Source organism: Thauera sp. WH-1 (assembly GCF_047806685.1).
Taxonomy (GTDB): domain Bacteria; phylum Pseudomonadota; class Gammaproteobacteria; order Burkholderiales; family Rhodocyclaceae; genus Thauera.
On the sequence record NZ_JBLQGP010000011.1, the window covers coordinates 25560 to 39612 of the forward strand.

8 protein-coding genes are annotated in these 14053 nt (G+C 64.0%); all 8 read left to right on the forward strand.

What is annotated here, in order from left to right:
* The first annotated feature begins 24 nt into the window (after positions 1-24).
* The 8 genes from rplJ to tuf all read left to right on the forward strand — a co-directional run bounded on the left by rplJ (position 25) and on the right by tuf (position 14033).
* Positions 25-528: a 50S ribosomal protein L10 gene (gene rplJ, locus ACMV5O_RS11935; protein WP_416163682.1), complete on the forward strand. Its 504-nt coding sequence runs from the start codon at positions 25-27 to the stop codon at positions 526-528.
* A gap of 57 nt (positions 529-585) precedes the next feature.
* Positions 586-960: a 50S ribosomal protein L7/L12 gene (gene rplL, locus ACMV5O_RS11940; RefSeq protein ID WP_004298409.1), complete on the forward strand. Its 375-nt coding sequence runs from the start codon at positions 586-588 to the stop codon at positions 958-960.
* Positions 961-1155: 195 nt separating this feature from the next.
* Entirely contained in the window at positions 1156-5289 is a 4134-nt protein-coding gene (gene rpoB / locus ACMV5O_RS11945; RefSeq protein WP_416163683.1) for a DNA-directed RNA polymerase subunit beta, read from the forward strand.
* A gap of 76 nt (positions 5290-5365) precedes the next feature.
* Complete coding sequence (gene rpoC / locus ACMV5O_RS11950) at positions 5366-9580, forward strand: DNA-directed RNA polymerase subunit beta' (RefSeq protein WP_416163684.1); 4215 nt, start codon at positions 5366-5368, stop codon at positions 9578-9580.
* A gap of 134 nt (positions 9581-9714) precedes the next feature.
* A complete protein-coding gene (gene rpsL, locus ACMV5O_RS11955) occupies positions 9715-10092 on the forward strand; it encodes a 30S ribosomal protein S12 (protein ID WP_002931569.1) in 378 nt (125 codons plus the stop codon).
* 33 nt (positions 10093-10125) lie between these two features.
* Positions 10126-10596, forward strand: coding sequence for a 30S ribosomal protein S7 (gene rpsG / locus ACMV5O_RS11960; RefSeq protein ID WP_416163685.1), 471 nt, complete (start codon positions 10126-10128; stop codon positions 10594-10596).
* 107 nt (positions 10597-10703) lie between these two features.
* Positions 10704-12803, forward strand: a complete 2100-nt coding sequence (fusA, locus tag ACMV5O_RS11965; protein WP_416163686.1) for an elongation factor G — start codon at positions 10704-10706, stop codon at positions 12801-12803.
* Between the two features lie 39 nt (positions 12804-12842).
* Entirely contained in the window at positions 12843-14033 is a 1191-nt protein-coding gene (gene tuf, locus ACMV5O_RS11970; protein WP_416163677.1) for an elongation factor Tu, read from the forward strand.
* The last annotated feature ends 20 nt before the right edge of the window (positions 14034-14053 follow it).

Sequence of the window (14053 nt, forward strand, 5' to 3'; positions counted from 1 at the left end):
TGGACTTGAAAGGAGGAAAGGCCTGTGGGTCTCAATCTCGATGACAAGAAAGCCGTAGTGGCTGAGGTGTCGGCACAAGTGGCCAACGCCCAGACAATCGCGGTGGCCGAGTATCGCGGCATTGCGGTGGGTGATCTCACCGTGCTGCGTGCCAAGGCTCGCGAGTCTGGCGTTTATCTGCGCGTGCTGAAGAACACCCTAGTGCGTCGTGCCGTTGCCGGTACGCCGTTCGAAGGGCTGTCCGACCAGCTGACAGGGCCGTTGATCTATGGCATTTCGGCCGATCCGGTCGCTGCCGCGAAGGTGCTCAACGACTTTGCCAAGGGTAACGACAAGATCGTCCTGAGGGCCGGTTCCTATGCGGGCAACACGCTCGACAAGGCCGGTGTGCAGGCGCTCGCCTCGATCCCGAGCCGCGAAGAGCTGCTCGCCAAGCTGCTGGGTGTCATGCAGGCGCCGGTCTCCGGCTTTGCTGGCGCGCTCGCCGCCCTCGCCAAGAAGCGCGAGGAAGAAGGCGCTGCCGCCTGAGCGCAGCAGTCAGCTACCCAAGTTTTCTGAAAAGTATCGATTCTGGAGTGATTTGAAATGGCAATCAGCAAAGAAGACATCCTGGAAGCCGTTGCCGGCATGACCGTGATGGAACTGAACGACCTGGTCAAGGCGTTCGAAGAGAAGTTCGGCGTGTCCGCTGCCTCGCTGGCCGTGGCCGCCCCGGGTGCCGGTGCTGCCGCTGCCCCGGTGGAAGAGAAGACCGAATTCGACGTCGTGCTGCTCGAAGCCGGCGCCAAGAAGGTCGAGGTCATCAAGGTCGTGCGTGCTGCGACCGGCCTGGGCCTGAAGGAAGCGAAGGACGTGGTCGACGGCGCGCCGAAGACCGTGAAGGAAGGCGCGCCGAAGGCTGACGCCGAAGCGCTGAAGAAGCAACTGGAAGAAGCTGGCGCCAAGGTCGAGATCAAGTAATACTCGCGGAACCAGCGGGGCTGGCACTCTCAGGAGTGCCGGCCCTTTCGTGCTTTCTAATCGAGGTTGCGGCATGCTCCGCAATCAACGATGGCAGGCCAGAACGTTTGCCGAATCCGGGCCTCGGCCCTTGACCGGTTCGAGCCGAACTTTGTGTCCTGTCTTTCCGATGTTAGCCCTCTAGCCGGAGCATCCATGGCGTATTCCTACACCGAAAAGAAACGTATCCGCAAGAGCTTCGCCAAGCGCGATGCCGTGCTCGATGCGCCTTTCCTGCTCGCCACCCAGATCGAGTCATTTGCTGAATTCCTGCAGGCGGACACCCCGCCCGAGGCGCGGCGGAACCAGGGTCTGCAGGCCGCATTCACCTCGATCTTCCCGATCTCGAGCCACAGCGGCAACGCCCGTCTCGAGTACGTGCAGTACATGCTTGGTGAGCCGGCGTTCGACGTCACCGAATGCCAGCAGCGCGGCCTCACCTTCGCCTCGCCGCTGCGCGCGCGCGTGCGCCTGGTGATCATGGATCGTGAAGCGCCGAAGGAAACGATCAAGGAAGTGAAGGAGCAGGAAGTGTACATGGGCGAGATTCCGCTCATGACGACGACCGGTTCCTTCGTCATCAACGGCACCGAGCGCGTCATCGTGTCGCAGCTTCACCGCTCGCCGGGCGTGTTCTTCGAGCACGATCGCGGCAAGACGCACTCCTCGGGCAAGCTGTTGTTCTCGGCGCGCATCATTCCCTATCGCGGCTCCTGGCTGGACTTCGAGTTCGACCCCAAGGATTACCTCTACTTCCGCGTCGACCGCCGGCGCAAGATGCCGGTCACGATCCTGCTGCGCGCGATCGGCATGACGCCGGAAGAGATCCTCGACACCTTCCACGACTCCGACACCTTCCACCTGCAGGGCGAAGGCGCGCAGTTCGAACTGGTGCCGGAGCGCCTGCGCGGCGAGGTCGCCCGCTTCGACATCACCACGCCCGACGGCAAGGTCATCGTCGCGCGCGAGAAGCGCATCACCTCGAAGCACATCCGCGAGATCGACCAGGCCGGCGTCAAGACCATGGCCGTGCCGGATGACTTCCTCCTTGGCCGCGTCATCGCCACCAACATCGCCGATCCCGAGACCGGCGAGGTGCTCGCGCGCGCCAACGACGAGATCACCGAGGATCTGCTCGACAAGCTGCGCCTGGCCGGTGTGACCGAGCTGCGCACCCTGTACATCAACGACCTCGATCGCGGCGGCTACATCTCGCAGACGCTGCGCATCGACGAGACCGCCGACCAGTGGGCAGCCAAGGTCGCGATCTACCGCATGATGCGTCCGGGCGAGCCGCCCACCGAGGACGCCGTGGAAGGCCTCTTCAACGGCCTCTTCTACGCCGAGGAGCGCTACGACCTGTCTTCGGTCGGTCGCATGAAGTTCAACCGCCGCGCCTACCCCGAGAAGATCGACGACAAGGCACCGGGCTGGCTCAAGCGCTTCTACGAGCGTGTCGGCGCGCAGGGCGAGGACGGCCCGGGCGTGCTGGTGAACGAGGACATCCTCGCCGTCGTCGGCGTGCTGGTCGAGCTGCGCAATGGTCGCGGCGAGATTGACGACATCGACCACCTCGGCAACCGTCGCGTGCGTTCGGTGGGCGAACTGGCCGAGAACCAGTTCCGCGCCGGCCTGGTGCGCGTCGAGCGCGCGGTCAAGGAGCGCCTGTCGCAGGCCGAGTCCGACAACCTGATGCCGCACGACCTGATCAACGCCAAGCCGATCTCGGCCGCGATCAAGGAGTTCTTCGGCTCCAGCCAGCTGTCGCAGTTCATGGACCAGACCAACCCGCTGTCCGAGATCACGCACAAGCGTCGCGTGTCCGCACTCGGCCCGGGCGGCCTGACCCGCGAGCGTGCCGGCTTCGAGGTGCGCGACGTGCATCCGACGCACTACGGCCGCGTGTGCCCGATCGAGACCCCGGAAGGCCCGAACATCGGCCTGATCAACTCGCTCGCCGTGTACGCCCGCACCAACCGCCACGGCTTCCTCGAAACGCCGTACCGCAAGGTCATCGACGGCAAGGTCAGCGACCAGATCGATTTCCTGTCGGCGATTGAGGAAGGCCAGTACGTGATCGCGCAGGCCAACGCCGAGATCGACGAGGCCGGCATGCTGGCGGGCGACCTGGTGTCCTGCCGCCACAAGGGCGAGTTCCTGCTTGCGACCTCGGACATGGTGCAGTACATGGACGTGGCGCCCGGCCAGATCGTGTCGGTGGCGGCCTCGCTGATTCCCTTCCTCGAGCACGACGACGCCAACCGCGCGCTGATGGGTGCCAACATGCAGCGCCAGGCCGTGCCCTGCCTGCGCCCCGAGAAGCCGCTGGTCGGCACCGGCATTGAGCGCCGCGTGGCGGTCGACTCGGGCACCGCGGTGCAGGCGCGCCGCGGTGGCGTGGTCGACTATGTGGATGCGAACCGGATCGTGATCCGCGTTCACGATGCCGAGACCCTGCCGGGGGAAGTCGGCGTCGACATCTACAACATGATCAAGTACACCCGCTCGAACCAGAACACCAACATCAACCAGCGTCCGGTGGTGAAGGTGGGCGACGTGCTCGCAAAGGGCGACGTGATTGCCGACGGCGCATCGACCGATCTCGGCGAGCTGGCGCTGGGCCAGAACATGCTGGTCGGCTTCATGCCCTGGAACGGCTACAACTTCGAAGACTCGATCCTGATCTCCGAACGCGTGGTTGCCGACGATCGCTTCACCTCGATCCACGTCGAGGAACTGACGGTCGTTGCTCGTGACACCAAGCTCGGACCCGAGGAGATCACCCGCGACATCGCCTCGCTGGGCGAGGCCCAGCTGTCGCGTCTCGACGAATCGGGCATCGTGTATATCGGTGCCGAGGTCGAGGCCGGCGACGTGCTGGTGGGCAAGGTCACGCCCAAGGGCGAAACCCAGCTGACGCCGGAAGAGAAGCTGCTGCGCGCGATCTTCGGCGAGAAGGCGTCCGACGTGAAGGACACCTCGCTGCGCGTGCCCTCGGGCATGGTCGGTACCGTCATCGACGTGCAGGTGTTCACCCGTGAAGGCATCGAGCGCGACAAGCGTGCGCAGTCGATCATCGACGACCAGCTGCGCAGCTTCAAGACCGACCTCGCCGACCAGATGCGCATCGTCGAGCGGGATGCCTTCGCGCGTATCCGCCGCATGATCCTGGGACAGGTGGCCAACGGCGGTCCGAAGAAGCTGGCCAAGGGTAGCGAGCTGACCGACGCCTACCTCGACGGCCTCGAGCCCTACCACTGGTTCGACATCCGCCTGGCCGACGAGGCGCTGGCGGTGCAGCTCGAGGCGGTGCGTGAAGGCCTTGAGAACACCCGCAAGGACTTCGAGCAGGCCTTCGAGATCAAGAAGAAGAAGCTCACCCAGGGCGACGAACTGCCGCCGGGCGTGCAGAAGATGGTCAAGGTGTACCTCGCCGTCAAGCGTCGCCTGCAGCCGGGCGACAAGATGGCGGGCCGTCACGGCAACAAGGGCGTGGTGTCAAAGATCGTGCCGGTCGAAGACATGCCCTACATGGAAGACGGCACGCCGCTCGACATCGTGCTGAACCCGCTCGGCGTGCCGTCGCGGATGAACATCGGGCAGATCCTCGAGACGCACCTGGGCTGGGCGGCGAAGGGGCTGGGTCAGCAGATCGACAAGATGCTACAGGCGCAGGCGTCGGCCACCGAGCTGCGCGGTTTCCTCGACCAGATCTACAACGGTAGCGGCAAGTCCGAGGACATCGTCGGCCTGAAGGACGAAGAAGTGAGCGAGCTGGCGGCCAACCTGAAGAAGGGCGTGCCCTTTGCCACCCCGGTGTTCGACGGTGCCAAGGAGTCGGAGATCCAGCAGATGCTGGAGCTCGCCGGCCTGCCCACCGGTGGCCAGGTCACGCTGTACGACGGGCGCACCGGAGAGGCTTTCGAGCGCAAGGTCACCGTGGGCTACAAGCATGTGCTGAAGCTGCACCACCTGGTCGACGACAAGATGCACGCGCGTTCGACCGGTCCGTACTCGCTCGTCACCCAGCAGCCGCTGGGCGGCAAGGCGCAGTTCGGCGGCCAGCGTTTTGGCGAAATGGAAGTGTGGGCACTGGAAGCTTACGGCGCGGCCTACACGCTGCAGGAGATGCTGACGGTCAAGTCCGACGACGTGACCGGCCGGACGAAGGTGTACGAAAACATCGTGAAGGGCGAGCACAAGATCGATTCCGGCATGCCGGAGTCCTTCAATGTGCTGGTGAAGGAAATCCGTTCGCTCGCGATCGACATCGATCTCGACCGCAACTGATTCCGACCCGACCAACCGCCTGCGATTGAATCCCGGGGGCGTGGCCAAGGCGGCTGCGCCCCGGATGGAGTGAACAATGAAGAGCCTGCTCGCTGACCTGTTCAAGCAAACCCTGCCGAACGAGGAAGAGTTCGACGCGATCACCATCGGTCTCGCGTCGCCGGACAAGATCCGGTCGTGGTCCTACGGCGAAGTGAAGAAGCCCGAGACCATCAACTACCGCACCTTCAAGCCCGAGCGCGATGGCCTGTTCTGCGCCAAGATCTTTGGCCCGGTGAAGGATTACGAGTGCCTGTGCGGCAAGTACAAGCGTCTCAAGCACCGCGGCGTGATCTGCGAGAAGTGCGGCGTCGAGGTGACCCTGTCCAAGGTGCGCCGCGAGCGCATGGGCCACATCGAACTGGCTTCGCCGGTGGCCCACATCTGGTTCCTGAAGAGCCTGCCGAGCCGCCTCGGCATGGTGCTCGACATGACCCTGCGTGACATTGAGCGCGTGCTCTACTTCGAGGCCTTCGTCGTCGTCGAGCCGGGCATGACCCCGCTCAACCGCGGTCAGCTGCTGACCGAGGATGACTACCTGGCCAAGGTCGAGGAATACGGCGACGAGTTCGACGCCGTGATGGGGGCCGAGGGCATCGGCTCGCTGCTGCGCACGCTCGACATCAACCTCGAGGTCGAGAAGCTGCGCGGCGACCTCGAGACCACCAACTCCGAAGCCAAGATCAAGAAGTTCTCCAAGCGGCTGAAGGTGCTCGAGGCCTTCCAGCAGTCGGGCATCAAGCCCGAATGGATGGTGCTCGAGGTCCTGCCGGTGCTGCCGCCCGACCTGCGCCCGCTGGTGCCGCTGGACGGCGGCCGCTTCGCGACCTCCGACCTCAACGACCTCTATCGTCGCGTCATCAACCGCAACAACCGTCTGAAGCGGCTGCTCGAGCTCAAGGCCCCCGACATCATCGTGCGCAACGAGAAGCGCATGCTGCAGGAGGCGGTCGACTCGCTGCTCGACAACGGCCGTCGCGGCAAGGCCATGACCGGCGCCAACAAGCGTCCGCTGAAGTCGCTCGCCGACATGATCAAGGGCAAGGGCGGCCGCTTCCGCCAGAACCTGCTCGGCAAGCGCGTCGACTACTCGGGCCGTTCGGTGATCACCGTGGGTCCGCAACTCAAGCTGCACCAGTGCGGCCTGCCCAAGCTGATGGCACTCGAGCTGTTCAAGCCCTTCATCTTCAACAAGCTCGAGCTGATGGGGCTGGCCACGACCATCAAGCAGGCCAAGAAGATGGTGGAGTCGCAGGAGCCGGTGGTGTGGGACATCCTCGAAGAGGTGATCCGCGAACATCCGGTCATGCTCAACCGAGCGCCGACCCTGCACCGCCTCGGCATCCAGGCCTTCGAGCCGGTGCTGATCGAAGGCAAGGCGATCCAGCTTCACCCGCTGGTCTGCGTGGCCTTCAACGCCGACTTCGACGGCGACCAGATGGCGGTCCACGTCCCGCTGTCGCTCGAGGCGCAGATGGAAGCCCGCACCCTGATGCTGGCCTCCAACAATGTCCTGTCGCCCGCCAACGGCGAGCCGATCATCGTGCCCTCGCAGGACATCGTGCTCGGCCTCTACTACGCCACCCGCGAAGGCGTGAACGTGCCCGGCGAGGGCATGATCTTCACCGACGTGTCGGAAGTGAAGCGCGCCTACGAGTCCGGCCAGATCGCGCTCCATGCCCGCATCACGGTCCGCCTCAAGGAGGCCGACCTCGGCCCCAATGGCGAGCGCATCGAGAAGATCGTGCGTCACGAGACGACCGCCGGTCGCGCCATCCTGTCCGAGATCCTGCCTGCCGGCCTGCCCTTCAGCGTGATCGACAAGGCGCTGAAGAAAAAGGAGATCTCCAAGCTCATCAACGCCTCGTTCCGCCGCTGCGGTCTGCGTGCGACGGTGATCTTCGCCGACAAGCTCATGCAGTTCGGCTACGGCCTGGCCACGCGCGCGGGTCTGTCGATCGCGGTCAAGGACATGCTGGTGCCCAACGCCAAGCATGACCTGATCCGTGCTGCTGAGTCCGAGGTCAAGGAGATCGCCCAGCAGTACACCTCCGGTCTGGTGACCGACGGCGAGCGCTACAACAAGGTGGTGGATATCTGGGGCCGCTGTGGCGATCAGGTCGCCAAGGCGATGATGGAGCAGCTCGGCTCGGAAGAAGTCGTCGATCGCACCGGCAAGACCGTGCGTCAGGAGTCCTTCAACTCGATCTACATGATGGCTGACTCGGGTGCGCGCGGTTCGGCGGCTCAGATCCGTCAGCTCGCCGGCATGCGCGGCCTGATGGCGAAGCCGGACGGCTCGATCATCGAGACGCCGATCACGACCAACTTCCGTGAAGGCCTGAACGTCCTGCAGTACTTCATCTCGACGCACGGCGCCCGTAAGGGTCTGGCCGATACCGCGCTGAAGACCGCGAACTCCGGCTACCTGACGCGTCGCTTGGTCGACGTGACGCAGGATCTGGTGGTCATCGAGGACGATTGCGGCACCCGCGAAGGCTTCTCGATGAAGGCCCTGATCGAGGGCGGTGAGGTCATTGAGCCGCTGCGCGAGCGCATCCTCGGGCGTGTCTGCGCCGAGGACGTGGTCAACCCGGAGACGCAGGAGACGGCGATCGAGGCCGGTAGCCTGCTCGACGAGGACGCTGTCGAACTGATCGAGAGCCTCGGCGTCGATGAGGTCAAGGTGCGTACGCCGCTGACCTGCGAGACCCGTTACGGCCTGTGCGCCAAGTGCTACGGCCGCGACCTCGGTCGTGGCTCCATGGTCAACGCCGGCGAGGCGGTGGGCGTCATCGCTGCCCAGTCGATCGGCGAGCCGGGCACCCAGCTGACCATGCGTACCTTCCACGTCGGTGGTGCGGCCTCGCGCGCGGCGTCGGCCAGCGGGGTCGAGTCGAAGTCGGCGGGCACGCTGCGCTTTGCCGGCAACATGCGCTACGTCTCCAACGGCAAGGGCGAGAAGATCGTCATCGCGCGTTCGGCGGAACTGGTGGTGGCCGACGACATGGGCCGCGAGCGCGAGCGTCACAAGCTGCCCTACGGCGCGCTGCTGCTGGTCGACGATGGTGCCGCGATCAAGGCGGGCACCCAACTCGCGACCTGGGATCCGCACACCCGCCCGATCGTGACCGAATACGCCGGTACGGTGAAGTTCGAGAACGTCGAGGAGGGCGCGACGGTCGCCAAGCAGATCGACGAGGTCACCGGCCTGTCGACGCTGGTGGTCATCGACTCCAAGCGGCGCTCGAGCACCGGCACCGCCAAGGGCGTGCGGCCGCAGGTCAAACTGCTCGACGAGAGCGGCGAGGAAGTGAAGATCGCCGGCACCGAGCACTCGGTGGCGATCACCTTCCAGGTCGGCTCGCTGATCACGGTGAAGGACGGCCAGCAGATCAACGTCGGCGACATCCTGGCGCGGATTCCGCAGGAATCGGCCAAGACGCGCGACATCACCGGCGGTCTGCCGCGCGTGGCCGAGCTGTTCGAGGCCCGTGCGCCCAAGGACGCGGGCATGCTCGCCGAGTACACCGGCACGGTGTCCTTCGGCAAGGAGACCAAAGGCAAGCAGCGCCTGGTGATCACCGAGCCCGACGGCAACTCACACGAGTTCCTGATCCCGAAGGACAAGCACCTGATGGTGCACGACGGCCAGGTGGTGAACAAGGGCGAACTGATCGTCGATGGACCGGCCGATCCGCACGACATCCTGCGCCTGCAGGGCATCAACGAACTCGCCCGTTACATCATCGACGAGGTGCAGGACGTCTACCGACTGCAGGGCGTGAAGATCAACGACAAGCACATCGAAGTGATCGTGCGCCAGATGCTGAGGCGCGTTGTCATCACCGATTCGGGCGACAGCCGCTTCATCCGCGAGGAACAGGTGGAACGCTCCGAGGTGCTCGACGAGAACGATCGCCTCGAGGCCGAAGGCAAGCTGCCGGCGCAGTATGAGAATGTGCTGCTCGGCATCACCAAGGCTTCGCTGTCGACCGACTCCTTCATCTCCGCGGCGTCCTTCCAGGAGACCACCCGCGTGCTGACCGAGGCGGCGATCATGGGCAAGCGCGACGAGTTGCGTGGCCTGAAGGAGAACGTCATCGTCGGCCGCCTGATCCCGGCGGGTACCGGTCTGGCTTACCACCGCAGCCGCAAGGCGCAGGAAGAGGGTGCCGACCTGGGCGCCGAACATGCCTGGGCGCCGGCGGAGGACGTTGTCGAAACGCAGCAGGATATCGAGGCCAGTTGACTTCGGTTCGGGTCTCGGACTAAACTCCGGCCTCTTTTTTGTGGACTGACCAATCGTAGTCAGTCGCAGCCGGAATAATCCGCCCGCGGCGGCCCATGGTGGGCTGCCGCGGTCTTATGGGAAATTCTTAAGCTATGCCAACAATCAATCAGCTTGTCCGCAAGCCGCGCCAGATGGAAGTTGCGAAGAGCAAGGTCCCGGCGCTCGAGGCCTGCCCGCAGAAGCGTGGTGTGTGCACCCGCGTCTACACCACGACCCCGAAGAAGCCGAACTCGGCGCTGCGTAAGGTCGCCAAGGTGCGTCTCACCAACGGCTTCGAGGTCATCTCGTACATCGGCGGTGAAGGCCACAACCTGCAGGAGCACTCGGTGGTGCTGATCCGCGGCGGTCGTGTCAAGGACTTGCCTGGTGTGCGCTACCACATCGTCCGCGGTTCCCTTGATCTCCAGGGCGTCAAGGATCGTAAGCAGTCGCGCTCGAAGTACGGTGCCAAGCGCCCGAAGAAAGCCTGATTGTTGGCCCAAGAAATTTAGCGAGAGGTTGTCATGCCGCGTCGTCGTGAAGTACCCAAGCGCGAGGTTCTGCCGGATCCGAAGTTCGGAAACCAGGATGTCTCGAAGTTCATCAACGTGATCATGCAGTCGGGCAAGAAGTCCGTTGCGGAGCGCATCGTCTATGGTGCGTTTGATCACATCACGTCCAAGTCCGGCAAGGATCCGCTCGAGGTGTTCTCGTCGGCGGTGGCGAACGTCAAGCCGGTGGTCGAGGTCAAGAGCCGTCGCGTCGGTGGTGCCAACTACCAGGTGCCGGTCGAGGTGCGTCCCTCGCGTCGCATGGCGCTGTCGATGCGCTGGCTGCGTGAGGCGGCCCGCAAGCGCGCCGAGAAGTCGATGGCGCAGCGCCTCGCCGGTGAGCTGCTCGAGGCGGCCGAAGGTCGCGGCTCCGCCATGAAGAAGCGTGAAGAAGTTCACCGCATGGCCGAAGCGAACAAGGCGTTCTCGCACTACCGCTTCTGATTTTCGTCGCCAGCGGTAAATCGGGCCCTGTAAAGGGCTCGAATGTTTTCTAACGCACAGAACAGTTCATCGCGCCAGAAGCGCGCATAACGGAAGGCAGGTATAACGTGGCTCGCAAGACTCCCATCGAGCGCTACCGCAACATCGGTATCTCCGCTCACATCGACGCCGGTAAGACGACTACCACCGAGCGCATCCTTTTCTACACTGGCGTGAGCCACAAGCTGGGTGAGGTGCACGACGGCGCGGCGACCACCGACTGGATGGTGCAGGAGCAAGAGCGCGGGATCACCATTACCTCCGCGGCGGTGACCTGCTTCTGGAAGGGTATGGATCAGTCCTACCCCGAGCACCGCTTCAACATCATCGACACCCCGGGTCACGTCGACTTCACCATTGAGGTGGAGCGTTCGATGCGCGTGCTCGATGGTGCGTGCATGGTGTATTGCGCGGTCGGTGGTGTGCAGCCGCAGTCGGAGACGGTGTGGCGCCAGGCGACCAAGTACAAAGTGCCGCGTCTTGCCTTCGTGAACAAGATGGACCGTTCCGGTGCCAACTTCTTCAAGGTCGTCGATCAGATGAAGACCCGCCTGAAGGCGAATCCGGTGCCGGTGGTGATTCCCATCGGGGCGGAAGACAGCTTCAAGGGCGTGGTCGATCTGCTCAAGATGAAGGCGGTGATCTGGGACGAGGCTTCCCAGGGCATGAAGTTCGAATACCACGAAATCCCGGCCGAGCTGCTGGCGACGGCTGAAGAGTGGCGCTCGAACATGGTCGAGGCGGCTGCCGAGGCCAACGAAGAGCTGATGAACAAGTACCTCGAGGAAGGCGAGCTTTCCGAGGAGGAGGTCATCGCCGGTCTGCGTGCGCGCACCCTGGCGTGCGAGATCCAGCCGATGCTGTGCGGCACCGCGTTCAAGAACAAGGGCGTGCAGCGCATGCTCGATGCGGTCATCCAGTACCTGCCGTCGCCGATCGACATCCCGCCGGTCGCTGGCGTCGATGACGACGAGAAGGAAGTCGTGCGCTATGCCAAGGATGACGAGAAGTTCTCGGCGCTGGCCTTCAAGCTGATGACCGACCCCTTCGTTGGGCAGCTCACCTTCATCCGCGTCTACTCGGGCGTGCTGGAGTCGGGCTCGACCGTGCTGAACTCGGTCAAGAACAAGAAGGAACGCATCGGTCGCATCCTGCAGATGCACGCCAACGATCGCGAAGAGATCAAGGAAGTGCTGGCGGGCGACATCGCTGCCGTGGTCGGCCTCAAGGACGTGACGACGGGCGAAACGCTGTGCGATCTGTCCGCGCCGGTCATCCTCGAACGCATGGTCTTTCCGGACCCGGTGATCCACGTCGCTGTCGAGCCGAAGACCAAGAGCGACCAGGAGAAGATGGGCCTCGCGCTGGGTCGCCTGGCGGCCGAGGATCCGTCCTTCCGCGTGCGTACCGACGAGGAGTCGGGTCAGACCATCATCTCGGGCATGGGCGAGCTGCACCTCGAGATCATCGTCGACCGCATGAAGCGCGAGTTCAACGTCGAGGCCAACGTCGGCGCGCCGCAGGTCGCCTATCGCGAAACCATCCGCAAGGCGGCCAACGACGTCGAAGGCAAGTTCGTCAAGCAGTCGGGCGGTCGCGGCCAGTACGGTCACGTCGTCATCAATCTCGAGCCGGCCGAGCAGGGCAAGGGCTATGAGTTTGTCGATGCGGTCAAGGGTGGCGTGGTGCCGCGTGAATACATTCCCGCAGTGGACAAGGGTATCCAGGAAACCCTGAACAACGGCGTGCTCGCCGGCTTTCCGGTGGTCGATGTCAAGGTCACGCTGCACTTCGGTTCGTACCACGATGTGGACTCGAACGAAAACGCCTTCAAGATGGCCGGCTCGATGGCCTTCAAGGACGCGATGCGCAAGGCCAGCCCGGTGCTGCTCGAGCCGATGATGGCCGTGGTGGTCGAGACGCCGGAAGACTACATGGGCAACGTCATGGGTGACCTGTCGGGTCGTCGTGGCATCGTCCAGGGCATGGACGACATCCCGGGTGGCATGAAGGAAATCAAAGCCGAGGTGCCGCTGGCCGAGATGTTCGGTTACGCTACCCAGCTGCGCTCGCTGACGCAGGGTCGTGCAACGTACTCGATGGAGTTCAAGCACTACGCCGAAGCACCCAAGAGCGTTGCCGAAGCCGTCATCAGCAGCCGCAAGTAATCCTGTCATTCAGTAACCACAACACGAGGACCCACGAACATGGCGAAGGGTAAGTTCGAACGTACCAAGCCGCACGTGAACGTTGGCACGATTGGCCACGTTGACCATGGCAAGACGACGCTGACTGCAGCGATCACGACCGTGCTGACGAAGAAGTTCGGCGGCGAGGCCAAGGCCTACGACCAGATCGACGCGGCGCCGGAAGAAAAGGCGCGTGGCATCACCATCAACACCGCGCACGTCGAGTACGAGACCGCGAATCGTCACTACGCGCACGTGGACTGCCCGGGTCACGCCGACTACGTGAAGAACATGATTACCGGTGCGGCGCAGATGGACGGCGCGATCCTGGTGTGCTCGGCCGCCGATGGTCCGATGCCGCAGACGCGCGAGCACATCTTGCTGGCCCGTCAGGTGGGCGTGCCCTACATCATCGTCTTCCTGAACAAGTGCGACATGGTCGACGACGAAGAGCTGCTCGAGCTGGTCGAGATGGAAGTGCGCGAGCTGCTGTCGAAGTACGACTTCCCGGGCGACGACGTGCCGATCATCAAGGGTTCGGCGCTGAAGGCGCTCGAGGGCGACCAGTCCGACATCGGCGAGCCGGCGATCTTCCGCCTGGCCGAGGCGCTCGACAGCTACATCCCGACGCCGGAGCGTGCGATCGACAAGCCCTTCCTGCTGCCGATCGAGGACGTGTTCTCGATCTCGGGCCGCGGCACCGTGGTGACCGGTCGTGTCGAGCGCGGCATCGTCAAGGTTGGCGAGGAAATCGAGATCGTCGGCATCAAGCCCACGGTCAAGACCACCTGCACCGGCGTTGAAATGTTCCGCAAGCTGCTCGACCAGGGCCAGGCGGGCGACAACGTGGGCGTGCTGCTGCGCGGCACCAAGCGTGAAGACGTCGAGCGCGGCCAGGTGCTGTGCAAGCCGGGTTCGATCAAGCCGCACACCCACTTCACCGGTGAGGTGTATGTGCTGTCGAAGGAAGAGGGCGGCCGTCACACCCCGTTCTTCAACAACTACCGTCCGCAGTTCTACTTCCGTACCACCGACGTGACCGGCTCGATCGAGCTGCCCGAAGGTACCGAGATGGTCATGCCGGGCGACAACGTGTCGATCACCGTGAAGCTGATCGCCCCGATCGCCATGGAAGAAGGTCTGCGCTTCGCGATCCGCGAAGGCGGTCGTACCGTCGGCGCCGGCGTCGTCGCCAAGATCATCGAGTAATTCGCCCAGACGCGGGCGGC